Annotated in this window: 26 protein-coding genes, 1 tRNA gene and 1 pseudogene; 17 read left to right on the plus strand and 11 right to left on the minus strand. The window is 62.8% G+C overall.

Annotated features, from left to right (window positions below):
* Positions 1–147, plus strand: a pseudogene (locus MRBLMC3_RS21165) (IS110 family transposase); the annotation flags it as partial.
* 125 nt (positions 148–272) lie between these two features.
* Here the strand turns inward: MRBLMC3_RS21165 and MRBLMC3_RS21170 are convergent.
* Positions 273–347, minus strand: a tRNA-Val gene (locus MRBLMC3_RS21170).
* 128 nt (positions 348–475) lie between these two features.
* Between MRBLMC3_RS21170 and MRBLMC3_RS21175 the strand changes: the two genes are divergently transcribed.
* Positions 476–1810 (plus strand): dicarboxylate/amino acid:cation symporter, encoded by a 1335-nt coding sequence (locus MRBLMC3_RS21175; protein WP_363832130.1) that lies wholly within the window; start codon positions 476–478, stop codon positions 1808–1810.
* Positions 1811–1868: 58 nt separating this feature from the next.
* Here MRBLMC3_RS21175 and cpdR read toward each other — a convergent pair whose 3' ends face one another.
* Positions 1869–2246 (minus strand): cell cycle two-component system response regulator CpdR, encoded by a 378-nt coding sequence (cpdR, locus tag MRBLMC3_RS21180; RefSeq protein ID WP_133653587.1) that lies wholly within the window; start codon positions 2244–2246, stop codon positions 1869–1871.
* Positions 2247–2394: 148 nt separating this feature from the next.
* On the opposite strand from cpdR, the gene MRBLMC3_RS21185 reads away from it, so the two are divergent.
* The gene (locus MRBLMC3_RS21185) at positions 2395–3288 is read left to right on the plus strand and encodes an N-formylglutamate amidohydrolase (protein ID WP_363832132.1); all 894 of its coding nucleotides are present in this window, start codon (positions 2395–2397) and stop codon (positions 3286–3288) included.
* A 117-nt stretch (positions 3289–3405) separates the two neighbouring features.
* Here the strand turns inward: MRBLMC3_RS21185 and rplL are convergent, their stop codons facing one another.
* Together rplL and rplJ are read right to left on the minus strand one after the other, a co-directional pair.
* Positions 3406–3783: a 50S ribosomal protein L7/L12 gene (rplL, locus tag MRBLMC3_RS21190; RefSeq protein WP_176591836.1), complete on the minus strand. Its 378-nt coding sequence runs from the start codon at positions 3781–3783 to the stop codon at positions 3406–3408.
* A gap of 79 nt (positions 3784–3862) precedes the next feature.
* A complete protein-coding gene (gene rplJ / locus MRBLMC3_RS21195) occupies positions 3863–4378 on the minus strand; it encodes a 50S ribosomal protein L10 (RefSeq protein ID WP_133653590.1) in 516 nt (171 codons plus the stop codon).
* A gap of 609 nt (positions 4379–4987) precedes the next feature.
* On the opposite strand from rplJ, the gene MRBLMC3_RS21200 reads away from it, so the two are divergent.
* Positions 4988–5359 carry a hypothetical protein gene (locus MRBLMC3_RS21200; protein WP_363832135.1) on the plus strand — a complete coding sequence of 124 codons (372 nt, stop codon included), beginning with the start codon at positions 4988–4990 and terminating at the stop codon, positions 5357–5359.
* 91 nt (positions 5360–5450) lie between these two features.
* On the opposite strand, the gene MRBLMC3_RS21205 is transcribed toward MRBLMC3_RS21200, so the two are convergent.
* Positions 5451–5867, minus strand: a complete 417-nt coding sequence (locus MRBLMC3_RS21205) for a BLUF domain-containing protein (RefSeq protein WP_363832138.1) — start codon at positions 5865–5867, stop codon at positions 5451–5453.
* 242 nt (positions 5868–6109) lie between these two features.
* On the opposite strand from MRBLMC3_RS21205, the gene MRBLMC3_RS21210 reads away from it, so the two are divergent.
* Entirely contained in the window at positions 6110–6679 is a 570-nt protein-coding gene (locus tag MRBLMC3_RS21210; protein WP_133653593.1) for a PilZ domain-containing protein, read from the plus strand.
* A gap of 104 nt (positions 6680–6783) precedes the next feature.
* On the plus strand, positions 6784–7362 hold the full coding sequence (locus tag MRBLMC3_RS21215) for a response regulator transcription factor (RefSeq protein WP_363832141.1): 579 nt from the start codon (positions 6784–6786) through the stop codon (positions 7360–7362).
* Positions 7363–7454: 92 nt separating this feature from the next.
* Here MRBLMC3_RS21215 and MRBLMC3_RS21220 read toward each other — a convergent pair whose 3' ends face one another.
* On the minus strand, positions 7455–9560 hold the full coding sequence (locus MRBLMC3_RS21220) for a RelA/SpoT family protein (RefSeq protein ID WP_133653595.1): 2106 nt from the start codon (positions 9558–9560) through the stop codon (positions 7455–7457).
* 112 nt (positions 9561–9672) lie between these two features.
* Between MRBLMC3_RS21220 and MRBLMC3_RS21225 the strand changes: the two genes are divergently transcribed.
* The 4 genes from MRBLMC3_RS21225 to MRBLMC3_RS21240 all read left to right on the plus strand — a co-directional run bounded on the left by MRBLMC3_RS21225 (position 9673) and on the right by MRBLMC3_RS21240 (position 12577).
* Positions 9673–10164 carry a winged helix-turn-helix transcriptional regulator gene (locus tag MRBLMC3_RS21225; protein ID WP_363832380.1) on the plus strand — a complete coding sequence of 164 codons (492 nt, stop codon included), beginning with the start codon at positions 9673–9675 and terminating at the stop codon, positions 10162–10164.
* Positions 10165–10251: 87 nt separating this feature from the next.
* A complete protein-coding gene (locus tag MRBLMC3_RS21230) occupies positions 10252–11358 on the plus strand; it encodes a sensor histidine kinase (protein ID WP_363832144.1) in 1107 nt (368 codons plus the stop codon).
* Positions 11355–12155: a LytR/AlgR family response regulator transcription factor gene (locus MRBLMC3_RS21235; protein ID WP_020821166.1), complete on the plus strand. Its 801-nt coding sequence runs from the start codon at positions 11355–11357 to the stop codon at positions 12153–12155. Before MRBLMC3_RS21230 ends, MRBLMC3_RS21235 begins: the two co-directional genes overlap by 4 nt.
* A gap of 128 nt (positions 12156–12283) precedes the next feature.
* A complete protein-coding gene (locus MRBLMC3_RS21240) occupies positions 12284–12577 on the plus strand; it encodes a GIY-YIG nuclease family protein (RefSeq protein ID WP_363832382.1) in 294 nt (97 codons plus the stop codon).
* A 33-nt stretch (positions 12578–12610) separates the two neighbouring features.
* Here MRBLMC3_RS21240 and MRBLMC3_RS21245 read toward each other — a convergent pair whose 3' ends face one another.
* Complete coding sequence (locus MRBLMC3_RS21245) at positions 12611–13027, minus strand: GtrA family protein (RefSeq protein ID WP_363832148.1); 417 nt, start codon at positions 13025–13027, stop codon at positions 12611–12613.
* Between the two features lie 244 nt (positions 13028–13271).
* Here MRBLMC3_RS21245 and MRBLMC3_RS21250 point away from each other — a divergent pair, with 244 nt between their 5' ends.
* The gene (locus tag MRBLMC3_RS21250) at positions 13272–15173 is read left to right on the plus strand and encodes a hypothetical protein (RefSeq protein WP_363832151.1); all 1902 of its coding nucleotides are present in this window, start codon (positions 13272–13274) and stop codon (positions 15171–15173) included.
* Here the strand turns inward: MRBLMC3_RS21250 and MRBLMC3_RS21255 are convergent.
* Together MRBLMC3_RS21255 and MRBLMC3_RS21260 are read right to left on the minus strand one after the other, a co-directional pair.
* Entirely contained in the window at positions 15135–15593 is a 459-nt protein-coding gene (locus MRBLMC3_RS21255; protein WP_363832153.1) for a nucleoside deaminase, read from the minus strand. The genes MRBLMC3_RS21250 and MRBLMC3_RS21255 overlap by 39 nt on opposite strands.
* Positions 15594–15683: 90 nt before the next feature.
* The gene (locus MRBLMC3_RS21260) at positions 15684–15905 is read right to left on the minus strand and encodes a hypothetical protein (RefSeq protein WP_025549933.1); all 222 of its coding nucleotides are present in this window, start codon (positions 15903–15905) and stop codon (positions 15684–15686) included.
* A 148-nt stretch (positions 15906–16053) separates the two neighbouring features.
* Between MRBLMC3_RS21260 and rpmB the strand changes: the two genes are divergently transcribed.
* Positions 16054–16347: a 50S ribosomal protein L28 gene (gene rpmB / locus MRBLMC3_RS21265; protein ID WP_133653601.1), complete on the plus strand. Its 294-nt coding sequence runs from the start codon at positions 16054–16056 to the stop codon at positions 16345–16347.
* 95 nt (positions 16348–16442) lie between these two features.
* On the opposite strand, the gene MRBLMC3_RS21270 is transcribed toward rpmB, so the two are convergent.
* Positions 16443–17435 carry an esterase-like activity of phytase family protein gene (locus tag MRBLMC3_RS21270; RefSeq protein WP_363832156.1) on the minus strand — a complete coding sequence of 331 codons (993 nt, stop codon included), beginning with the start codon at positions 17433–17435 and terminating at the stop codon, positions 16443–16445.
* 229 nt (positions 17436–17664) lie between these two features.
* On the opposite strand from MRBLMC3_RS21270, the gene MRBLMC3_RS21275 reads away from it, so the two are divergent.
* The gene (locus tag MRBLMC3_RS21275; protein WP_133653603.1) at positions 17665–18078 is read left to right on the plus strand and encodes a glycine zipper 2TM domain-containing protein; all 414 of its coding nucleotides are present in this window, start codon (positions 17665–17667) and stop codon (positions 18076–18078) included.
* Between the two features lie 134 nt (positions 18079–18212).
* Here MRBLMC3_RS21275 and MRBLMC3_RS21280 read toward each other — a convergent pair whose 3' ends face one another.
* Positions 18213–18440, minus strand: a complete 228-nt coding sequence (locus tag MRBLMC3_RS21280; RefSeq protein ID WP_133653604.1) for a circumsporozoite protein — start codon at positions 18438–18440, stop codon at positions 18213–18215.
* Between the two features lie 214 nt (positions 18441–18654).
* Here MRBLMC3_RS21280 and MRBLMC3_RS21285 point away from each other — a divergent pair, with 214 nt between their 5' ends.
* Genes MRBLMC3_RS21285 through metH form a run of 4 tightly spaced genes read left to right on the plus strand, consistent with a single transcriptional unit; the run spans position 18655 to position 24243 of the window.
* Entirely contained in the window at positions 18655–19626 is a 972-nt protein-coding gene (locus MRBLMC3_RS21285; protein ID WP_363832159.1) for an ArsR/SmtB family transcription factor, read from the plus strand.
* Positions 19623–20558, plus strand: a complete 936-nt coding sequence (gene metF / locus MRBLMC3_RS21290) for a methylenetetrahydrofolate reductase (RefSeq protein ID WP_363832162.1) — start codon at positions 19623–19625, stop codon at positions 20556–20558. Before MRBLMC3_RS21285 ends, metF begins: the two co-directional genes overlap by 4 nt.
* Positions 20555–21601, plus strand: coding sequence for a homocysteine S-methyltransferase family protein (locus MRBLMC3_RS21295; protein ID WP_363756583.1), 1047 nt, complete (start codon positions 20555–20557; stop codon positions 21599–21601). The genes metF and MRBLMC3_RS21295 overlap by 4 nt, the downstream gene beginning before the upstream one ends.
* Before the next feature lie 41 nt (positions 21602–21642).
* A complete protein-coding gene (gene metH / locus MRBLMC3_RS21300; RefSeq protein WP_363832165.1) occupies positions 21643–24243 on the plus strand; it encodes a methionine synthase in 2601 nt (866 codons plus the stop codon).
* The last annotated feature ends 48 nt before the right edge of the window (positions 24244–24291 follow it).

Raw genomic sequence — 24291 nt, forward strand, 5'->3', positions numbered from 1 at the left:
AACGCCCGATACGCCAAGAACGTCCCGGGCCGAAAGACCGATGTCAGCGATGCGGCCTGGCTGCAACGCCTTCACAGCTATGGGCTATTGCGAGGGAGCTTTCGTCCTGAGGCGGGCGTGGCGACCACCCGGCATTTCCATGCCCAGAATTTGCCAAATGGAGGGACGACGCCTAAAATTTGCTCAGAAATGCCATGAACACGGCAGGGGTTGGTTACCCGTTTCGGGCAAACAAAAACCCCGCCAAACCGTTGATTTGACGGGGTTTTCAATGGTGGGCGTGGCAAGGATTGAACTTGCGACCCCTGCGATGTCAACACAGTGCTCTACCACTGAGCTACACGCCCACGGTGGAGTGGGCCAATAGCGGGGGGTGGCAGGTAGCGCAAGCGGGAAATTGAGCAGTTCCGCTAATCTTCTGGACAGCGGCACGGCAGGCCATATGGTGCAGTGCGCAAAGGGGACGCCAAACATCATGTTGCCATCGTCTGCGCCGTCTGATCAGCCCTTGGCGCCACCGCCATTCTATCGCCAGCTTTACGTTCAGGTGCTGATCGCCATCGCGCTGGGCGTCGGGATTGGTCACTTCTTCCCGGCAACGGGCGTAGCGCTTCAGCCGCTGGGAGAGGCCTTTATCAAGCTGGTCAAGATGATCATCGCGCCCGTCATCTTCCTCACCATCGTCACCGGGGTGGCGGGGATGAAGGAATTGGGCGCGATCGGCCGGGTGGCGGCCAAGGCCTTCGCCTATTTCCTGACATTTTCGACGCTGGCGCTGATCGTCGGCCTGATCGTCGCCAATGTAGTGCATCCGGGCGCGGGCCTCAATATCGATCCGACGACGCTGGACGCCGGGAAAGTCGTCCAATATCAGCAGCAGGCGCACGACCGGACGCTGACCGGCTTCCTGATGGATATCATCCCCGGCACGCTGGTTTCGGCCGTGGCCGATGGGCATAACATCCTCCAGGTGCTGTTTGTCGCGATCCTGTTCGGCATCGCGCTCACCATGATCGGCGAGAAGGCCGATCCCCTGATGACCGTCCTCGAATCGGCCAACCACGGGATCTTCAAGCTTGTGTCCCTCCTGATGAAGGCGGCGCCGCTGGGGGCTTTCGGCGCGATGGCCTTCACCATCGGCAAATATGGCGTCGGCGCGCTGGCAAATCTGGCAGGGTTGGTGGCGACCTTCTATCTGACCTCGATAGTGTTCGTGCTGGTGGTCCTGGGTCTGGTGGCGCGGCTTGTGGGATTCAACATCCTGCATCTGATCCGCTATCTTCGGGCGGAGCTATTGCTGGTGCTAGGCACCTCCTCGTCCGAAGCGGCGTTGCCCAGCCTGATCGAGAAGATGGAGCGGGCAGGGTGCCGCAAATCGGTGGTCGGGCTGGTAGTGCCGACCGGCTACAGTTTCAACCTCGACGGCACTAATATCTACATGACGCTGGCGGCGCTGTTCATCGCGCAGGCGACCAATGTGCACCTCAGCCTGGAGGAGCAGATATTGCTGTTGCTGGTCGCCATGCTCTCCAGCAAGGGTGCGGCGGGCGTGACGGGGGCGGGTTTCATCACCCTGGCCGCGACGCTTTCCATCGTGCCGTCGGTGCCGGTCGCGGGCATGACGCTGATTCTGGGCGTCGACCGTTTCATGAGCGAGTGCCGCAGCCTTACCAACTTCATCGGCAACGCGGTCGCCACCGTCGTCGTGTCGGCATGGGAAAAGGGGCTGGACCGGGAGCGGTTCGCCGCAGCCATGGCGGGGCAGCCCCTGCCGCTCACGTCCGACATGGAAGAGGTCATCTCCGGCTGATGCCCCAGGGCATTTTCAGGTTTGACTGTTCAAGGCCAGCGGCCGGAAATTGAAAGCCTCAGCTTAACCCGGTCAGGCTTTCCGTGCCGAACATGCGCTCGACCTCCAACACCAGTTCGCGCAGGTGGAAGGGCTTGGACAGGACCTTCGCTTGCGGCACGGCCTTGCCCGCCTTCAGGGTGACGGCGGCAAAGCCCGTGATGAACATGATTCGCATCTCGGGCGCGATCGCGGCCGCATGCTGGGCGAGTTCGATCCCGTCCATTTCCGGCATGACGATGTCCGTCAGCAACAGGTCGAACCGGTCGCTGTCGATGTGCGGCACCGCCTGCGCACCGGTAGCTACTGCAACCACTTCATAGCCAGAGCGCTCCAGGGCGCGGGCCAGATAGGCGCGCATGCTGTCATCATCTTCCGCCAGCAGAATTCGAATCATTGCCCCGTACGTCTCGCCCCAGGCCCGTGAGGGCCGCCCCTGATCGCCCCCTTCGCGGATGGCGTGAAGCGACTATATATGCGACAAGGAGTAAATATTATCCAGCCGAGTAACCATTTTTGGGCGGCCGCCCGTGAAAGGACCTTGCTTGGGACATAGCGCGCCGCCGGTTCCGACCGAAACCACGCCCGCCTACCATCTCTATGAACCCGACGTTCCCGCCGGGCCGGTGGTCGTTTCCGTGCCGCATGCGGGCCGGGCCTATGACGAGGCGCTGCTGGCGCAGGCGCGGGTACGGCGCGATGTCCTGCAAAGGCTGGAGGATCGGTGGGTCGACAGGCTGGCCTATCCGCTGGTGGAGCGGGGCGTTCCGGTGTTGGTGGCGCAGGTGCCGCGCGCGATGATCGATCTCAACCGGCATGAGCGGGAGATTGACGCCGGCATGGTCAGCGGCATCCCGCGCGATGTCCCCTTGCAGAGCAGCGCCAAGCTGCGCGGTGGGCTGGGCCTGATCCCGCGTCGCCTGCCGGGTGCGCATGAACTCTGGCACCGCTCGCTGGGTTGGGGGGAGGTCGTGCGCCGGATCGAACTGTTCCACCGGCCCTATCATGCGACCCTTGCGCGGCTGATGCGGGCGGCGCGCGATGCCTATGGTCATGCGATCCTGATCGACCTGCATTCGATGCCGCCGCTTCCCCCGCCGACCGCGGGCCAGGCTGCCCCCAGGCTGGTGCTTGGCGACCGATTCGGCCGCAGCGCTTCGGCCAGGCTGATGACGCTGGCGGCGGATGTGGCGGCCGCGCATGGCATCGCCGTTGCGCAAAATCATCCTTATGCCGGTGACCACATGCTGGAGCGTCATGGCAGGCCGATGCACGGGCTTTATGCGATCCAGCTGGAATGCGACCGCAGCCTTTATCTGGATGCCGCCCTGGATCAGCCGGGGCCGGGCCTTGCCCGCCTGCAGCAGGTGGTGGCGGCCATTGCGAACGCATTGGCACATGAGCTGCCGCGTTCGGACTACGCCATGGCGGCGGAGTGAATCGGCGGGAATCCAGCCGGGCAACACCGAAGAAAAAGGGCAGCGCCAAAGGCGCCGCCCCAAATTCCTCCGGTCGAGACCGGACAGCAGCCCCGCTTGCGCGGGGCTCGACCGAACTTACTTGAGTTCGACGGTCGCGCCGGCTTCTTCCAGCTGCTTCTTGATCTTCTCGGCTTCGTCCTTGCTGGCGCCTTCCTTGACGGCCTTCGGCGCGCCTTCGACGAGCGCCTTGGCTTCGGTCAGGCCCAGGCCGGTGATGGCGCGGACTTCCTTGATGACGTTGATCTTCTTGCCACCGTCGCCGGTGAGGATCACGTCGAACTCGGTCTGCTCTTCAGCAGCGGCAGCAGCCGGGGCGCCAGCGGCGGGGCCAGCGACGGCGACGGCGGCGGCGGCCGAAACGCCCCACTTTTCTTCCAGGGCCTTCGAGAGTTCAGCGGCTTCGAGGACGGTCAGGGCCGAGAGCTGATCGACCAGTGCGTTGATGTCTGCCATGTTACTATATTCCCTTCTGGGCGGGGCATATGCCCCTTAAATTGAGTTGAAAACGTTCCGTTCGGAAAGGCGCGCCCCTTTAGGCCGCGTTCTTTTCCGCATAGGCGTTGAAGACCCGTGCGAGCTGGGCTGCCGGTGCCTGGGTGACGGTTGCGAGCTTGGTCGCGGGTGCAACGAGCAACCCGACGATCTTCGCGCGCAGTTCATCCAGCGACGGCATCGAGGCGAGCGCCTTGATACCTTCGGCGTTCAGCATCACATCGCCCATCGCGCCGCCAACGATCTCAAGCTTGTCGTTGGTCTTGGCGAATTCGACCGCAACCTTGGCGGCTGCGACCGGATCGGCCGAGGAGGCGAGGCCGACCGGGCCGGTCAGCAGGTCGCTGATGCCGGTATAGTCGGTGCCTTCAAGGGCGATCTTGGCGAGGCGGTTCTTCGTAACCTTGTAGGTGCCACCGGCTTCGCGCATCTTCTGGCGCAATTGGGTCGACTGGGCGACCGTCATGCCGAGGTTGCGGGTCACGACGACCACGCCGACCTCTGCCAGATGTGCGTTCAGCGCGGAAACGACCTCAGCTTTCTGATTACGATCCATGCCATTACTCCACTTCATGTCCATCGGACGACCCGATGAACGGCAAAAACCCGCGGGCGAACTCGCGGGGCATTGGTCCGAAGGGGAGAGATCGACTGGCCCGTATCCCTCAAGGAAACAGGCAGACCCGGACAGGGCATAAAGCCCGGCCGGTAAAGAACTTTTCCCCGTCTAGGCTGGAGATTAAGAAGGGCAGATTCCCTTCACCAACTGTCTCGGACGGAAGACCCCCGGCATGTTGCAGGGGGTCTGCTGGGCGCGCCCCTACAGAATAGGAGGTGTCCTGTCACGCAAAATCTGGCGATGGCCGTGCAAAGTGACGGAAAAGCGTCGTTCTGTCATCGAAGTTCACACCATATGCGCGCGCGTGTGCGGGCGCGCGTAGGCGTGTCGGAAAGCGGATCGACTGTTCCAAGACGCGGCGGCGATAGCCGGGGTCGAGAGATGTAGGACAGGAGAAAAGCGGAGCCGGGCCGGGTAATAGGATATTTTTTCACGCGCCGTGGCATGGGGACCACAGCGGGCATCGTGGAATAGCTGGCGCAACAAAAAAGGCTAATCTCCTTCCTCCGGAATGATAAGTTGACGAGGTGGGAAAGGGGAGGTCGCATGACAGATGGGCTGTTCGAGTTTGTGGCGGGGCAATCGCCCCGGTCGGTCCGCATCATCTTTCGAGGCTTCTGGGATGAGGCGGCCCTGCAAGGCTATCTTGCCGCCCTGCAGCAACGTGCTGCTGCGGCGTCAGCGGGCGCCCCGCGGATCGACAGGGTCTTGCTGGATATCAAGGCGTGCACTGTCCAGTCCCAGCCGGTCATTGACGGTTTCGCGCGCATCATCGGGAATTATGCGGGCCAGATAAGGGAATATGGCGTGCTTCTGCCCGAATCCGCCTTGCTGAGGCTCCAGATGAAAAGGCTGACGCCGGTATCGACCCGGTTTTTCGAGGAAGAACGGGAGGCGCTGACATGGCTGGATTCATGAGGAATGGCACAGTAGCGGGGCCGGATGAAAAAGCCGCCAGGGCGAAGCCGGCCCTTTTCTTCCGTTTTCGCCCGGTATGACATCGTCTGGATCAGGAATGCCCATCGATCACAAACCCCGCCAGTAACTCGGCAAGCGATTCAGTCTTGTCTTCACCCCCGCTGATTGCGCCATTCAGCGCATCTTCCACCTTGGCCGCGACGAAACGCGATGGCCCGGCATATGCCAGCGACCAACCCAGAAACCGCCGGTGATCAAATGGCCCATATGTCAGCGTCGTAATGCTGCTGTGCCGGCTGTCCCGGCATATGCTTTGCTTCAGGGCGGCGACGGATGCCGGAGGCCCTTCGATATATTGCGTGAATTTCTGGCCGGTAAAAAGGAGCGCGCCGGTTACGTCGAGGGTCCGGTTGCGCAGCACGGAAACCTCAACGATGTCGCGCACGCAATCTTCAAGCCTGCCCGCAGCCAACTGACAGGTACTGACATAGAGCCATCGGTCGAACATTTCGACATTATGACGACTGTAAAATTGGAGTAAAGGCGAAACGCACGATGGGACTGATCAGTGCGCTTCGCCTTTCCCTTTGCCCTTCCTTCGGGGGAAGGCAGGGCCATCGAAGAACGCCCTTTTATCAAAGAGAAATGAATGATCGACCTACGCCCGCATCGTAAAAATACGACACCCTCGACATATGGATCCTTATTTATGACGGGATAGTATCCGCTCCGCATTCACGGAGCAAGATTATGTTTTTACAGAACAAATCTGAAATAAAGTCCGACGGATCCATCATCGAGAAACGTCGGCATCCGCGCAAAACCGTTTTCAAATCCGCGTTTATCTATCCCGTGCTACAGCACGCGGGCCTGACCGTGACCAACGTTTCGGCTCATGGTTTGAGTGGGGAGACCGCCCTCACCCTGAGCCTGCGTGAACAGGTGCATGTCGGCTTCAATGACAGGGACTTCATCACCGCCGAGGTTCGCTGGACAAATGGCTTCAGGGTGGGCCTGCTGGCGGAGGACCCTCTTCTTTGGACCACCGGCAATGACGTCCTGCTCGAGCATCTGGCTGACAGCCATCGCCCCCGAGAGGGCCGCGTTCCTGTAAATATCGCCGCGACGCTGGTTACCTCGGCACCTGTGATGGTCGGGACGATCCGGAATATTTCGGCGGAAGGCATGCTGATTGAGGTGGGCAATGTCAGGGAAGGAACGAGGCTGCTCATCAAAAGCCGGGGAAACGGCACGCGGATGGGGCGGGTGCAGTGGATAAGCGGTGGAATGGCCGGCATTTTCTTCGAACAGGGCGTTTAAAAAAATTTCAACCATATGTGGAACCGATCGGGGGACGGCGCGTTTCGTCGCCGGGGAATTTCATGTAGGTCGCAATGAGGACAAAAGGTCCCATCTACGTGGTAATGCGGGAGGCGCTGATCCGTCGCGATCTGGTGGCTATTTTGCGCGCGCATCATTACGCTCCGACTCCTTTCGCCAGCGGATCCGACTTTCTTGACGCCGCCCGCTTCATCAGCCCGGGCATCGCTGTCCTGGATATGGATCTGCCCGACATGACGGGTCTGACGGTCCTGCAGGAATTGCTCTTCAAGCGACGGGACATCCCTGTCGTCATGACATCCGCGAGGGCCGACATTCGCGCGGCCGTGCAAACGATCAAGAGAGGGGCGGACGATTTTCTGGAACAACCCGTCAACGAAGCGGATCTGTTGGCGACGATCGAAAACAGCCAGTCATTGCTGAAAAATAGAATCATTGTTCAAAAAGAAAAAATGGAGTCAGAATCCATATTGGGAAAATTAAGTTCTCGTGAAATGGATGTCCTTAAAGAACTGGCATTATATGGCGACAACTCTCGCGCCGCATCCAATCTGAATTTGTCGGTCAGATCGGTGGAAACTTATCGGTGTCGTATCATGCGGAAATGCGGCGCTGCCAAATTTTTTGATGTGGTGACCATGTACCAGAGAGTTTTTGCGTGAATGATCTGCGTCCTGCGAGAATGGCAATCGATCCTCCGCAGCCCCTATCGGGCGGCACAAGCCGGTAGTTCAAAACCCGCTCCTCTCTGTCCTTACACCCGATCCGCCTGCACCACTGTGTCCAGCCCTCGAAGCGCCGACAGGATGCGGTTGAGATGCTGGGCGTCGGCCACTTCCAGATCGATGATATCGGTGTGGAAGGGCCCTTCGCGGTTCACCAGTTGCAGGTTGAGGATGTTCGCCTTGGTCGCGCCGAAGACGTTGGTGACGGCGGCGAGCGCGCCCGGCTGGTTCTTGACGATCACCTGGAGCCGGGCCGTGCCGCCCTTGGACTTGCTGTCCCAGCTCAGGTCCACCCAGTCGTCATCTTGTCCGGCTTCGAGCGAGCGGCAGTCGATGGTGTGCACCTCGATCGGTTCGCCGGTGCGGCGGACGCCGACGATGCGGTCGCCGGGGACGGGGTGGCAGCAATCGCCCAGATTATAGGCGATGCCCGGCGTCAGGCCGCGGATCGAGACGGGGGCGTGCTGGCGCGGATGGGCTTCCTCCACGCCTTCGGCGCTGGTGGAGCCGGGGATCAGCGCCTCCATCACCTCCGAATCGAGCAGGCGGTGGGTGGCGATGGCGACCATCAGCGAGGCGCGGTCGTCCAGCTTCAGGCGCTTCAAGGCGGCCTTCAGCGCCTTGTCCCCCAGTTCGCTCGCCAGTTCGGGGGAGAAGCGGCCGATGATCTCCTCATAGAGCTTCTCGCCAAGCGCCACTTCCTCGCCGCGCTGTTTCTGCCGGATATAGCGGCGGATGGCGGCGCGGGCCTTGCCGGTGATGGCGAAGGTCAGCCAGCCGGGCTGCGGCTCCTGCCCCTCGGACTTCAGGATTTCCACCTGATCGCCATTTTCCAGCGTGGTGCGCAGCGGCACGACGCGGCCGTTGACCTTCGCGCCGACCGTCTGGTTGCCGAGCGAGGTGTGCACCGCATAGGCGAAATCGACCGGCGTCGACCCCTTGGGCAACTGGTGCAGTTCGCCCTTGGGGGAGAAGGCGAAGATGCGGTCCTGGTACATCGCCATGCGGGTATGTTCGAGCAGCTCGTCCGCATCCTGGCTCTGCTCCAGGATTTCGACCAGGTCGCGCAGCCAGGCGGCATGATGGTCGGTCGCGTCGCCCTTCTGCTTGTAGGCCCAGTGCGCTGCGAGGCCGAGTTCGGCGTCATTGTGCATGTCGCGGCTGCGGATCTGCACCTCGATCCGGGCATTTTCCTGATGGATGACGGTGGTGTGCAGCGAACGATAGCCGTTGCGCTTGGGCGTGGAGATGTAATCCTTGAAGCGGCCCGGCACCATCTTGTAGGTCTGGTGGATGACGCCGAGCGCGCGGTAGCAGTCCTCCGTCGTTTCCGTGATGACGCGGAAGGCCATGACGTCGGTCAGCTGTTCAAAGCTGATGTGGCGTTCCTGCATCTTCTTCCAGATGGAATAGGGATGCTTTTCGCGGCCCGAGACAGTGACCGGCAGCCCCTTGCCGCCCAGCAGCAGTTGCAGTTCCGCGCCGATCCGGTCGACCTTGTCATGGCCGCCTTCCTTCAGTTGCTCCAGCCGCTTGGTGATGCTGTCATAGGCTTCCGGTTCCAGTTCCCGGAAGGCGAGGAGCTGCATTTCCCGCATGAAGTCGTACATGCCGATCCGCTCCGCGAGCGGGGCGTAGATGTCCATCGTCTCGCGCGCGATGCGGCGGCGCTTCTGCTCGTTCTTGATGAAGTGCAGCGTGCGCATATTGTGCAGCCGGTCGGCCAGCTTCACCAGCAGGACGCGGATGTCGTCCGACATGGCGAGCAGGAATTTGCGCAGATTCTCCGCCGCCCGTTCATTTTCGGACATGGCCTCGATCTTGCTGAGCTTGGTGACGCCGTCGACCATTTTGGCGACGTCCTTGCCGAAGGCCTGCTCTATCTCCTCATAGGTGACGAGCGTATCCTCTATCGTATCGTGCAGCAGCGCCGTCACGATGGTCTGGTCGTCCAGGTTGAAGTCGGTCAGGATGCCCGCGACTTCAATGGGATGGCTGAAATAGGGGTCGCCGCTGGCGCGCTTCTGGCTGCCATGTTTCTGGACCGAAAACACATAGGCGCGGTTGATCATCGCTTCGTCCGCGTCCGGATCGTAGCGTTTTACCCGTTCAACAAGTTCGTACTGGCGTAGCATCCTGTTGCGATTGTCCGCGATGCCCCTTGCTGTGCAACAAAAAAATCCCATTTTGGTCGAATAGCGATGCGCTTTTGCAACGCGGGTGGCTTTGAGCTATCAAATGAAGACGATGACACATAATCTTGCGCAGGATCTGGAGCAATGCGCGCTGCCCAGCGCGTTGGAGGCGATGGGAGAACGCTGGTCGTTCCTCATCTTGCGGGGTGCTCTGTCGGGAATCCGGCATTTCGAGGAGTTTCAGTCGACCCTCGGCATCGCTCGCAACATCCTGGCGAATCGGCTCACGCGGCTGGTGGAAAACGGCATATTGGTGCGCCAGCCCATGCAGTGCGACCGGCGCAAGGTGGAATATCGCCTGACCGAAAAGGGCGAGGAACTGGCCCCTGTCATGGTTGCGCTGCGTCAATGGGGCGAGAGATGGGGCTGTGCGCCGTCCTCCTGCCAGGTGCTGGCCGACCGTCGCGACGGGCAGCCGATCCGGCGCATCGCCATTCAGGCGCATGACGGCCGGACGCTGGAACTGGCGGACCTGATATGGCTGAACCCGGACGAGGTGAAGCCGTTGGTGCGGGACATGGTCCAGGAAACGGCGGCGGCTTGATCGCTGCCGCTTTTGCGCGCGATTCGTGCGGAATCGCTTCAGCATGCCGGTTGTTCTGATGGCCCCTGATGCTTTAGGCTGGCGATAATGTCAGTGCATCGTTTCCAGCCCCAGCCCTTCTTCGCGGACAAGAACCGCGCCTTCTGGAACCTCCAGTCCGTGGGATGGGCCGGCGCCTTCCTGCTGCGCGGTTCCTCCACCATCGCCAATGGGCAGCCGCTCTCCAGCCTGATCCCGGTGATGATCTCGACCGTTTCGGGCTATTCGGTGACGCTGCTGATCGCGGTGGTGTTCCGCTTTCTCCAGCGGCAACGGCCGATCGTCACCTGGGGCGCTTCGATCGTCACGGTGGTGGTCGCGGCGGGGCTGGTCGCGTTCATCGACGCCTGGGTGTTCTCCACCCAGAACCGGGGCAGCGATACGGCGGGGCTGCAATTGTTCCTGGGCGCCTTCTACCTCAGCATGACATTGCTGGGGGCGTGGTCGGCGCTTTACTACGCGATCAACTTCTACCTGACGGTGGAAGAGCAGGCGGACCAGCTGCTGCGCCTGGAGAATCAGGCGTCGAGCGCGCAGCTTGCCATGCTGCGCTATCAGCTCAATCCGCATTTCCTGTTCAACACGCTCAACAGCATCTCGACGCTGGTGCTGCTGAAGCAGACCGACCGGGCCAATGCCATGCTGTCGCGCCTGTCCTCCTTTTTGCGCTATACTCTGATCAACGAGCCGACCGCGCAGGTGACGATCGAGCAGGAGATCGAGACGCTGAAGCTGTATCTGGAGATCGAGAAGATGCGGTTCGAGGACCGCTTGCGGCCGGTGTTCAACATCGATCCGGCGGTGGCGCAGTCGCGCCTGCCCTCGCTCCTGCTCCAGCCGCTGGTCGAAAATGCCATCAAATATGCCGTGACGCCCAAGGAAGAAGGGGCGGAGATTTCCGTCACGGCGCAGCCTGCCGGTGAAAACGTCCAGATCATCGTATCCGATACGGGTCCGGGATTGAATGAGGGGTTCACCCGCCCGAACAATCCGGTCAGCGAAGGAACGGGCGTCGGACTGGCGAACATCCGCGACAGGCTGATTCAGGCCTTCGGGGAACGACAGAGCTTCGAAACGCGTTCCACGCCTGGCGGCTTTTCGGTCCTGATCGAAATGCCGCTTAACCTGGATGAACCATCGAGAGTGGCCGCATGACCATCAGAACAATCCTCGTCGACGACGAAAGCCTGGCTATACAAGGCCTCAAGCTGCGTCTGGAAGCGCATGAGGATGTCGAAATCGTAGAAACCTGTTCCAACGGCCGCGAAGCGATCCGCGCCATAAAGACGCATAAACCCGACCTTGTGTTCCTCGATATCCAGATGCCCGGTTTCGACGGATTTTCCGTCGTGCAGGGGCTGATGGAGGTGGAGCCGCCGCTTTTCATCTTCTGCACCGCCTATAGCGACCACGCTATCCGCGCCTTTGAGGCGCAGGCGGTCGACTATCTGATGAAGCCGGTCGAGGAAGGACGGCTGGCCGATGCACTCGATCGGGTGCGGCAGCGGCTTTCGGAAAAGCGCCAGGTGCAGGAAGTGGAAAAACTGCGCGAAGTGCTGGCCGAGGTCGCGCCGGACGCGATGAACGATTTTTCGGGCGATGGCGACGCGCCGGCCGCCAATCGCTTCGAGAAGCTGATCAACATCAAGGATCGCGGGCAGATTTTCCGCGTGGATGTCGATTCGATCGAGCGGATCGACGCGGCGGGCGATTATATGTGCATCTATACCGCCGACAATTCGCTGATCCTGCGCGAGACGATGAAGGATCTGGAAAAGCGGCTCGACCCGCGCAATTTCCAGCGCGTGCATCGCTCGACCATCGTCAATCTCAGCCAGGTCCGGCAGGTGAAGCCGCATACCAATGGCGAATGCTTCCTGGTCCTGGAATCAGGCGCGCAGGTGAAGGTCAGCCGGTCCTATCGCGACGTGGTGGCGCGGTTCGTGCATTGATCGAAACGCTCGCGATCAGGATGCAAACGTGCTCCTGCGAAGGCAGGAGCCCAGTCCAGACATTGTGATGATGAGGTGAGGGCGGGACTGGGTTCCTGCCTTCGCAGGAACATGTTACGGTGTTGGGCATGGGCAAGCCCGGTTATGCCTACATCATGGCAAGTGGCCGTAATGCTACGCTTTATCTGGGCGTCAGCAGCGATCTCGTGAGACGCGCATGGCAACATCGGAACGGCTTCGGCAGCGAGTTCAGCGCCGAGCATCGCTGCCGTTTCCTTGTCTGGTACGAAGCGCATGACGATCTTCAGGAGGCTCGCCTTCGCGAGCTTCGCATGAAGAAATGGAAGCGCGACTGGAAGTTGCACTTGATCGAGGCGACCAACCCTGATTGGCGGGATCTGTTCGACAACATCGCCCGATAAAGTGACGCGCTCCTGGCGGCGTTTCAAGCTGATCTAACGAAACACCCACTGCCTGTTCAATCCGAACATCACGGCCGGGGTGACGAACAGCATGGCCGGGATGGGTGACCATTCCGGCCAGTGCATATGGGTGACGCAGGCCCATACCCACAATGCGTTGAGGGCGTAGCTGACCAGCGAGACCGCGAAGAAGCGGATGCCGCGGGCCGCCTGGTTGTCGCGGCTGCCATGGCCGCGAAAGGTGAAGCTGCTATGCGTGACATAGCCGATCGCCACCGCCGCCATATAGCCGACGCCGTTCGCGATCTGGGGATGCAGGCCGACGGGCGCGGCCAGGGCCCAGTAGATCGCGGCCTGGCAGGCGGTGACGAACAGGCCGGTTATGCCGTAGCGGACCACCTGCCAGAACAAGGCCTGCTTTTGCGGAGTGAAGATTGGGAGGATTTTCATGTGCCCCGTTGCGCTTTGATGCGAAGCCTCTAATGGCTTTCCGGTTCGGATTGAACCTGAAAGCCATTAGAGCGGGTTTCGATCTGATTGAATCAGATTGCCGCGCTGGATTCCTTGTTTTCCGCGATTTCCTGACCAGCGATCGGTTCCGATCGCTTGGAAATCATTCCAGCATCTCTGTTTTCCGGGATTTCCGAGCCGCCAGATGTTCCATCTCGCTCGCAATCCCTCTAATCGAGCCACCATGAAACTGCAAAGCTGGCCTGCCCTGCGCGCTCATGTCGCCTCTCTCGCGGCGAAATTCTCCGACTATGCGGAACGCAACTGGAAATGGCTGACCGTGCTGCTGTGGATCGGCGCCATGGCCTATATGATCGCCACCCGCTGGCCGCAGATCCACTGGCTGACGCTCAGCGATACGGACGACAATATCCGCTATCTGCAGGTGAAGGACTGGCTCGCCGGGCAGGCGTGGTACGATCTGCGGCAATATCGGCTCGATCCGCCCGCCGGGTTCAACATCCACTGGTCGCGGCTGGTGGACCTGCCGCTTGCGGGGTTGATGCTGTTCTTCCGCGCCTTCCTGGACCAGGGGCTGGCCGACCGGCTGGCCTGCGGCATCGCGCCGATGCTGCCGCTCCTGCCCCTGATGCTGGGCCTTGGCTTCATCGCGCGGCGGCTGGCGGGCGGGAACAGCTGGTTCCTCGCCGCGCTGGCGCCCTTCGCCGCGCAGATGGGCATCAGCATGTTCCTGCCGATGCGGATCGACCATCATGGCTGGCAACTGGCGTTCACCGTGCTGATGCTGGCGGGCGTCGTCGACCGCAACTGGCTGCGCGGTGGCATCGTCGCGGGCGTGAGCAGCGCGCTTTCCATCACCATCGGCATGGAGATGATCGTCTATCTGGCGGCAGGGGGCGCGCTGATCGCGCTGCGCTGGGTATTCAAGGATGGCGCGGCGCGGCGGATGCTGCCCTATGCCATCAGCCTGGGCGGAGCGACATCGGTGCTGTTCGTGCTGTTCGCGAGCTACGCCAACCGGGAAATGGTGTGCGACGCGATCTCGCCCATCTGGGTGGCGATCTTTGCGACGGCGTCGGCCGGGATGGTGCTGCTGGCGCTGCTTCCGCTCAAAAGCTGGCCCGCGCGGCTGGGAGCGGGTGTGCTGGTGGGTGCGGCGGTGGCGGCCTTCGCCTGGATCAACTGGCCGCAATGCCTGTCGGGCGCCTATCAGATCTCCCCTGAACTGGAGAGGCTGTGGCTGGCCAATATCCGCGAGGCCAAGCCGATAACGGTGCAGGCGCGCAGTCTGGTCGTGCCGTTGATGGCCATTCCGGCGGCTGGCCTGATCGGCCTGTTCTGGGCGCTGTGGGATGCGCGCAGGGATGCGGACCGGCTATGGGCCTGGGCGACGGTGGGGCTGATGATGCTCTTTTCCACCGCGCTGCTCTTCTGGCAGCTTCGCGCCGGACCGGCGGCGCAATTGCTGGCCATACCTCCGGCCGCCTGGGCCGCCTATCGGCTGCTGTGCCTGATCGGGACGGGAAGGCCCGCCGCGCGCCTGGCGGCGGCGCTGGGGGTGGCCGCGCTGGCCGGGGCAGCCTTTGCAACGCCGCTTTATCCGCAGATCAACCAGCTTTGGGTCAGGGCCACGGGCGAGCAGCCCAAGCCGCAGAAGCCGAGCACCCAGCAGCGCCGCAAAGCCATCGACAAGGCCAATGGCCGGTGCCGCACCCTGCCGGCGCTGCAGGTGCTCGACCAGTTGCCGGCCGCCACCATCTTCACCATGGTCGACCTGGGGCCGCGCCTGATCGTCGCCACGCACCACAGCGCCGTGGCGGGCCCCTATCATCGCAATGGCGCGACGATCCTGGACATGCATCATGCCTATGACGGCCCCGCCGACGCGTTCCGGCCGATCGCCGCGAAGCACCATGCCACCTATCTGCTGGTCTGCCCCGGCTTCCCCGAAGGCACCATCTATCAGGCGCGCAGCCCAAAGGGCTTTTATGCCGGTCTGATGCGGGGCGAGGTGCCGGGCTGGCTGAAGCCGGTGCCGCTGAAGGCGGGGATGACGCTGCCCTACACGCTCTATCGCATCGATTATTCAGCGCCGGGCGAGAAAAAAATCCCTGAGCAGCGTTGATGCCTCTGCCGTGGCGAGGTCGCCATAGACTTCCGGCCGGTGGAGGCATTGCGGCTGGGCAAAGAGGCGCGGCCCCTGTTCGATCGCACCGCCCTTCGGGTCCGCCACGGCATAATAGAGGCGGGCGATGCGGGCGTGGGATATCGCACCGGCGCACATCGGACAGGGTTCCAGCGTCACCCAGAGGTCGCAGCCGGTAAGGCGGAAATCGCCCAGATGGGCGGCGGCCGCGCGGATCGCCACCATTTCGGCATGGGCGGTGGGATCATTGTCGCGCCGGTTGCGATTTTCCCCCTCGGCGATGATGCGGCCGTCGAGGGTGACGACCGCGCCGATGGGCACTTCGCCTGCTTGGGCGGCGGCATGGGCGAGGTCGAGCGCGCGCCGCATCGGATCAGGCAGGGGAAAGGGCGAAGACATGGGCTTCGCCCTTACAGGATGAACGGCCTTTGCGGGAGAGGGGCGGTGCGGCGACTCAAATACGCGCTTCCGCCCGTTTCCTGACGGCTCTCAGGGCTTCTGCACGTCCACGGTCGGCAATTCGACCGTCTCCTTGCGCTTGCCGACCTCCACCCTGGCCACGCTGGCCTCATATTTGGGGAGGGAGCCGCCCTTGACGGCGATTTCCGGCAGGCGCCCCTCCTGCGTTTTCTGAAGGTCGATGAAGCCGGTGGCGATGCCGCCAGCGAGGACCAGCAGCACGATCAGCAACAGGCCACCAATGAATCGCATTTCCGCCTCCTTTGGCTTATGGCGCATCAACGCTCATGAGTCGGAAAGGGTTGCGGCCCGGAAAGGCGCTGGGCGGGTTGACGAGCGTCGGGAATCCCGTTATCCGCGCCGCTTTCCGAACGAACCCGAATTACAAGGTTGATTGACTATGTCGCGCATTTGCGAGCTGACCGGCAAGGGCCGCCAGGTGGGTCACAATGTTTCCCACGCCAATAACAAGACCAAGCGTGTGTTCCTGCCCAACCTGCAGAACGTGTCGCTGATCTCCGAAGCGCTGGAAACGACCGTGAAGCTGCGCGTGTCGACCCATGGTCTGCGTTCGGTCGAGCATAATGGCGGCCTGGACAACTGGCTGCTGAAGACCAGCGACGACAAGCTGTCGCTGAAGGCGCGCCGCCTGAAGCGCGACATCGTGAAGAAGAAGGCCGCGGTCGCCGCCTGATTCGGTTCGATTCGTTCGCTTGAAGGAGCGGCCCGGCGACGGGCCGCTTTTTTGCGTTGGGCGGGGTCAGGTTTCTCAAGGGCCGCCGGTCTGCCCTATTCCGGCCAGTCCAGTGCGAATTTCAGCAGCAGGGTGCGCTGGAAGAATTCGTGATTGTCGTCGGATGCGATCCAGACGACCCTGCGGCCATCCTCCCGCGTTATCGCCAGTCCCTCGAAATTGTCGGCCAGCAGGGGCGGCGCGAGCCGGGCGAGTTCGCGCGCCTTCAGGCGATCGCCGGGACGCGGCTTTGCCGGCAGTTCGATGACGGCCAGGGTTGCCGTGAACAATTCCTGCAGCGTCAGGCGCCGGTTGAGGACCAGCACATGCCGGTCGTCCAGCGCGACGGCGTCCGTCGGGCGATAACCGCGCGGCGGCACATAGCGCAGGTGCATGGGGGCGGCCGTCGAGGCTTCGGCCGGGTCGGCCGCGAACAGCAGCGTGTCATGGCTGCCGTCCGGGGTCATCCCCATTTCCGCGAGGATAAGGAAGCGCCCGTCGGGCAGGCGCGCCAGCGATTCGATCGACCCCGTTTCCGGCCAGGCCTCTATGTCCGGCCAGGTGCGGCAAGCCTCGACACGGGCAAAGCCGGGGGAGTAGCGGCAGATCATCTGTTGCAGCTCGAAACCCACCCAATAGCGCTGGGTCGTCGGGTCGAGGGCCATCGCCTCCGAATCCCATGCCCACCAGGGGCGATCCCGGTCCTGCGGCCGGATGGGAAGAGGGGCGATGAAGGGATGCCGTTGCGCCTTGCCGGGGCCGACATGAAAGCCCATCAGCGTGCCGGAATCGCTGAGCGCCAGGATCTGGCCATCGGGTTCGGCCAGCAGGGAGGAGATGCCCCCAAAGCCGTGATGGGCGCTGCTGAGTTGCCATCCTTCCAGATAGTGCAGCGGTCCCAGGGTGCGCTGGGCAGGATCGGCCGCATTCAGGGGCAGGGCGCGGGCGCTTACCAGCAGCGGGCCGGGGCCGAAAGGTTCAGGCTTGTTCTTGTGCGGCGCGGGCAGCAGCAGGATCGTGAGCAGCAGGACGATCAGGATTCGGCGCATCGCCCCCTGCCATAGGGGATAATCGGCAGGCGTGCAGGGTTTTTCGCGGCGCTGGCGCCGGCCCCTGAAAAGCGCGATAAGGCATGTTGCGGTCGCTCCAATACTGAACGGTGGCTGACATCGCCATTCAGGCTTGGCTCAATGCGAATCGGGCAAAAGGGCTGCAATCATTGGCGAGTCCTCCGTGGGAAGGGCCTGCCGGGATTTATGGCTAATGAGGAGCAACGCCATGAAGACGAAGTTTCTGATCAATATGGGGGCGGCGCTGGCGATGGGCGTTGCCTCGCTCGCCGCCACCGCAACGCCGGCCATGGCCCGCGACGGTTGGGGGCGCCATTATGAGCGCGGCGACTATTATCGCGGCGACCGGGGTTATCGGGGATATCGCGACGGCTATTATCGTGGCGGCGGATATTATCGTGATGGCTATTATCGCGGCTATCGGGGTTATCGCGGCGGTTATCGCTGCAGGGACAATGGCACGGGCGGCACCATCATCGGCGCGATCGCCGGTGGCCTGCTGGGCAACGAAGTAGGCAAGGGCAGCGGCCGCTATGGCCGTCGCGGCGACGGCACCACGGGCGCCATCATCGGCGCGGGCGTGGGTGCGCTGGCCGGTCGGGCGATCGACCGGGATTGCTGATCCGCCGATAGACGGAAAAGGACGAGGGCTGCTCCATTGGGGCGGCCCTTTTTCTTTGCGGCCATCGGTTCCGGCAAAGAAAAAGGCCGCGCCGTTGCCGGCGCGGCCCATTCCAGACGATTCCCTGACGGGAATTACATCGCGTTGCCGGCGGCGTTGCTGGCCGTGTTGGCAGCGTTCGAAGCGGCGTTCGAAGCGTTGTCGGCAGCGTTCATCGCGGCATTCATGGCGTTGTCGGCAGCGTTCGAAGCGTTCTCCGCGGCATTGGCCGAGGCGTTGGCGGCATTTTCCGCACCGCCCGAGCAGGCAGCCAGGCCGAGCGACGCGGCGAGAACGAGCGAAAGAGCAATCGACTTGGTCATGGGTTAACCCCTCTCTGAGAATAATAACGGTGCAGACCACTCTCGGAGAAAAGTTCACCCCCCATTGCGTCTGCGCCGCGATTCGTAATGAATCCCGTGACTCATGGCAATCCCAATCGTGCTTCAAGCCCGTGATTGGGGGGTGCGGGGTGATGAATGGCGCAGTTTCAAACGGCCATTGACGCATATAAAGAATTCTTTATATGATCTGTCCATGAGCGCAGCACTCGACATTTTCCGGGCCTTGGGCGACCCGACGCGGCTGCGCATCATCTATCTGTTGCGCGCCATGGAACTGGCGGTGGGCGAGATTGCGCAGGTCGTGGGGCAAAGCCAGCCCCGCGTGTCCCGCCATGTCCGCATATTGGCCGAAGCCGGTCTGGTGGAGCGGCGCAAGGAAGGCAACTGGGTTTTTCTGCGTCTGGGCAAGGGCGACGAGATCGGGCCGTTCCTGACGCTTTTCGATCATCTTGCCCCTTCCGAGCGCGAGGATTTGTGGCAGAAGGCCGACCTCGCCCGGCTGGCGGCGGTGCGGGCGGATCGCGCCCGCGCGGCGGAAAGCTATTTTGCCGAACATGCCGAGGAATGGGATGCGATCCGGTCGCTGCACGTGCCGGAGGGCGACGTGGAGGCGGCGATGACCGCGCTGCTGGGCGCGGAGCCGATCGGTCATCTGCTCGACATCGGCACGGGGACGGGGCGGATGATCGAATTGTTCGGTCCCTTGGCCGAGCAGGTCACGGCGCTGGACCGCAGCCCGGACATGCTGCGGCTGGCGCGGGCCAAGCTGCCCGAGGATGCGGGCGACAAATATGCGCTGGTGCTGGGCGATTTCGGCGCCCTGCCGCTGGAACCGGGCAGCGCCGATACGGTGGTCCTGCACCAGGTGCTGCACTATGCGCAGGCGCCCGAGGCGGTGATCGAGGAGGCGGCGCGGGTGACGACGGCGGGTGGCCGCGTCCTGATAGCGGACTTCGCGGCGCATGAACGGGAGGAACTCAGGCTGCGCGACCAGCATGCGCGGCTGGGCTTTTCCGACGAGCAGATCGAAAGCTGGTTCGGGCAAGCGGGCCTGGATCTGGAACGGGTGGATGTGCTGCCCGGCCAGGAGTTGACGGTGCAATTATGGCTGGGCCGCCGCCGTGGCGCGCGCATCCTGCCTATCGAAGGACGACTTTCCGCATGACCTTGAGCTTATCTTCCGTCGATGAGGCCCGGCAATCCTGGCAGGCGCCGCTTTATGCCGATCTGGCGGGCGACATCAATGTGAGCTTCGAATTCTTCCCGCCCAAGACCGAGAAGATGGAGGAGCAGCTCTGGTCCGCGATCCAGACGCTGACGCCGCTGGCGCCCAAATTCGTGTCGGTGACCTATGGCGCGGGCGGATCGACGCGGGAACGCACGCACAGCACGGTGGCGTGGATCGCGAAGGAGACGCCCTTGTCGGCGGCGGCGCACCTGACCTGCGTGGCGGCGAGCCGGGCCGAGATCGATGAGGTGGCGGACGCCTATTGGGAGGCGGGCGTGCGGCATATCGTCGCGCTGCGCGGCGATCCGCCCGAAGCGGGCGCGAAGTTCCAGCCCCATCCCGAGGGCTATAGCGGCGCGGCCGAACTGGTCGAGGGCCTGATGAAGCGCCACCCGTTCGAGATTTCGGTGGCGGCCTATCCCGAAACCCATCCCGACGCGCTGTCGGCGCAGGGCGACATCGACAATCTCAAGCGCAAGCTGGACGCCGGCGCGACGCGGGCGATCACGCAATTCTTCTTCGAGCCTGACACCTTCTTCCGCTTCCGCGACACGGTGGCGGCGGCGGGGATCGATGCGGAGATCATCCCCGGCATCATGCCGGTCAGCAATTTCGCGGCGGTCCAGCGCATGTCCGCCATGTGCAACACCGATGTGCCGGGCTGGATGGGCAAGCTGTTCGAGGGGCTGGACGACCTGCCCGCCGCGCGCCAACTGGTTTCCGCGACGCTGGCGGCGGAACTGTGCCGCAAGCTCTATGCCGGCGGGGTGCGCGACTTTCATTTCTATACGCTCAACCGGGCGGAACTGAGCTATGCGATCTGTCATCTGCTCGGGCTTCGGCCGGCTGCTTTGGAGAAGACGGCATGACCGCCGAGGAACGCTTCCGCGCCGTTGCGGCGGAGAAGATCATGATTTTCGACGGCGGCTATGGCACGTCGATCCAGAAGCATGGGCTGACCGAGGCTGATTATCGCGGATCGCTGGACCTCGCGAAGGACCAGAAGGGGAATAACGACCTTCTGTGCCTGACGCGGCCGGATATCGTCGAGGGCATCCACACCGCCTATCTCGACGCCGGGGCGGACATGATCGAGACGAATACGTTCAGTTCCACCAAGATCGCCATGGCCGACTATGGATGCGAGCATCTGGTGCGGGAGATCAACATCGCCGCCGCCCGGATTGCCCGCAAGGCGTGCGAGGCGGCGACGGCGAAGGATGGGCGGCCGCGCTTTGTCGCGGGGTCGATCGGGCCGACGAACAAGACGCTGTCGATATCGCCGGACGTCAATGATCCGGCCTATCGCGAGGTCGATTATGACACGCTGAAGGCCGATTATCGCGAGCAGTGCGACGCGCTGATCGAGGGCGGGGTCGATTTCCTGCTGGTCGAGACCTGTTTCGACACGCTGAACGCCAAGGCGGCGGGCATGGCGGCGCGAGAGGCCGAGGCGGCGGCGGGGCGGCCCGTGCCGCTGATGCTGAGCTTCACCATCACCGACATGTCCGGGCGCAACCTGTCGGGGCATACGATCAATGCCTTCTGGTATTCGCTGCGGCATTTGAAGCCGCTGACCATCGGGGTGAACTGCGCCTTTGGGGCGGATCTGCTGCGGCCTTATCTGAGCGAGCTGGCGAAGAATGCGGATACGCTGATCCTGGCCTATCCCAATGCCGGGTTGCCCAATGAGCTGGGGCAATATGATGAGTTGCCGGAAACGACCGCGAGCCTGATCCGCCAGTGGGTGGATGAGGGGCTGGTCAATATGGTCGGGGGCTGCTGCGGCACCACGCCGGCGCATATCGGCGCGGTGGCGAAGGCGCTGGCCGGGCACAAGCCTCGGCAAGTGCCGGAACTGCCGGTGGTGACGCGGCTCGCGGGCCTCGAACCGATGCACATCGCTGCTTAAGACCAGCGTCCCTTCCCGTGAGCGGGAAAAAGAAGGCTGAAATGACCCAACAATCCACCGCCACTTTCGTCAATATCGGCGAGCGCACCAACGTCACGGGCTCCGCCAAGTTCAAGAAGCTGATCATGGCGGGCGATTATGCCGCCGCCATCGACATCGCTCGCGAGCAGGTGGAGAATGGCGCGCAGATTGTCGACGTCAACATGGACGAGGGCCTGCTCGACGCCGTGGAGGCGATGACGACCTTTCTCAAGCTGATGACGTCGGAGCCCGACATCAGCCGCGTGCCGGTGATGATCGACAGCTCCAAATGGGAGGTGATCGAGGCGGGCCTGAAATGCGTTTCGGGCAAGCCGGTCGTGAACTCGATCAGCATGAAGGAGGGCGAGGAGGCCTTTCTGCATCATGCGCGGCTGTGCATGGCCTATGGCGCGGCGGTGGTCGTCATGGCCTTCGACGAGACGGGGCAGGCCGACACCAAGGACCGCAAGGTCGAGATTTGCGAGCGCGCCTACAAGCTGCTGATGACCATTGGCTTCCCGCCCGAGGACATCATCTTCGACCCCAATATCTTCGCGGTGGCGACGGGGATCGAGGAGCATAATAATTACGGCGTCGACTTCATCGAGGCGTGCCGGGAGATCAAGAAGCGCTGCCCGCATGTCCATATTTCGGGCGGGCTGTCGAACTTCTCCTTCTCCTTCCGCGGCAATGAGCCGGTGCGCCGGGCGATGCATTCGGTCTTCCTCTATCACGCCATTCCGGCTGGCCTCGACATGGCGATCGTCAATGCGGGCCAGCTGGACGTCTATGACGCCATCGACCCGGCGCTGCGCAAGGCGTGCGAGGATGTGCTGCTGAACAGCGATCCGGAGGCGGGCGATCGCCTCGTCGCCTTGGCCGAGAGCTTCAAGGGCAAGGATGCGGCGTCCGAAAAGGCCGCGCAGGAATGGCGCGGCTGGCCGGTCGCCAAGCGGCTGGAACATGCGCTGGTCAAGGGCATCGACATGTATGTGGTCGAGGATACGGAGGAAGCCCGCCTCGCCGCCGAAAAGCCCATTCAGGTCATCGAAGGCCCGTTGATGGACGGCATGAATGTCGTGGGCGACCTGTTCGGTGCGGGCAAGATGTTCCTGCCGCAGGTCGTGAAGTCCGCCCGCGTCATGAAGAAGGCGGTGGCGCACCTGTTGCCCTTCATCGAGGCGGCGAAGGAACCCGGCGCCAAGGGCAAGGGCAAGATCATCATGGCGACGGTCAAGGGCGACGTCCATGATATCGGCAAGAACATCGTCGGCGTCGTGCTCCAGTGCAACGGATTCGAGGTGGTCGACATGGGCGTGATGGTGCCGTGGCAGGACATCATCAAGGCCGCCAACGATCATGATGCCGACATGATCGGGCTTTCCGGCCTCATCACCCCCTCGCTGGACGAGATGGTGACGGTGGCGACGGAGATGCAGCGCGCGCAGATGACGATACCGCTGCTGATCGGCGGCGCGACCACGTCCAGAGTGCATACCGCGCTGCGCATCGATCCGGCCTTTACCGGCCCGGTCGTACATGTGCTGGACGCCAGCCGGGCGGTCGGTGTGGCGACGGCGCTGGTGTCGGAGACGCAGAGGAACGACTTCGTCCAGAAGACCAAGGATGATTATGAGCATGTCCGCGTCGCCCGCGCCAACAAGGGGCAGAGCGCGCTGGTCAGCATCGAGGATGCCCGCGCCAACGGTTTCGAGATCGACGAGAGCCTGAAGCCCGGCAAGCCGCGCCTGCCCGGCGTCCATCGCTTCCCGGACTGGGACCTGAAGGACCTGCGCAACTATATCGACTGGACGCCCTTCTTCCGCGCCTGGGAACTGGCGGGCAATTATCCCGCGATCCTCGATGACGAGATCGTCGGGGAAAGCGCGACCAGCCTGTTCAAGGACGCGCAGGCGATGCTGGATCGCATCATCGACGAAAAATGGCTGACCGCGCGCGGCGTCGCGGGTTTATGGCCCTGCCGCCGCGAGGGCGATGACATCATTGTCCATGTCGAGGATGAAAAGCATGTGACCCTGCCGATGCTGCGCCAGCAGATCGCCAAGCGGGAGGGCCGCGCCAATATGTGCCTGGCCGACTTCATCAGCCATGACGGGGACTGGATGGGCGGCTTTGCCGTGTCGATCCACGGCATCGAACCGCATCTGGCGCGGTTCAAGAACGCCATCGACGATTATTCGGACATATTGCTCAAGGCGCTGGCGGATCGTCTGGCGGAGGCCTTTGCGGAGCGGCTGCACCATTATGTGCGCACCGCGCTCTGGGGCTATGCCGAGGGCGAGCAGCTGACCAACGAAGCGCTCATCAAGGAGCAATATCGCGGTATCAGACCGGCGCCGGGCTATCCGGCCTGCCCGGAGCATAGCCTGAAGCCTCTGCTGTTCGACATGCTGGACGCGCATCATGCGACCGGGATTTCGCTGACGGAGAGCTTCGCGATGCTGCCGACGGCGGCGGTCAGCGGCTTTTATTTCGGGCATCCGCAGGCCGAATATTTCGGCGTGGCGCGGGTCGGGCGGGACCAGCTGGAGGATTATGCCCAGCGGCGCGGCGTGGATCTGGAAACGGCGGAGCGCTGGCTGCGGCCGAATCTGGATTGACGCCTGGCCTCATGAACAACCTGCTCCTGCCCGCGCAGGAGCAGGTTG

This window comes from Sphingobium sp. LMC3-1-1.1 (assembly GCF_040676285.1).
Classification (GTDB): domain Bacteria; phylum Pseudomonadota; class Alphaproteobacteria; order Sphingomonadales; family Sphingomonadaceae; genus Sphingobium.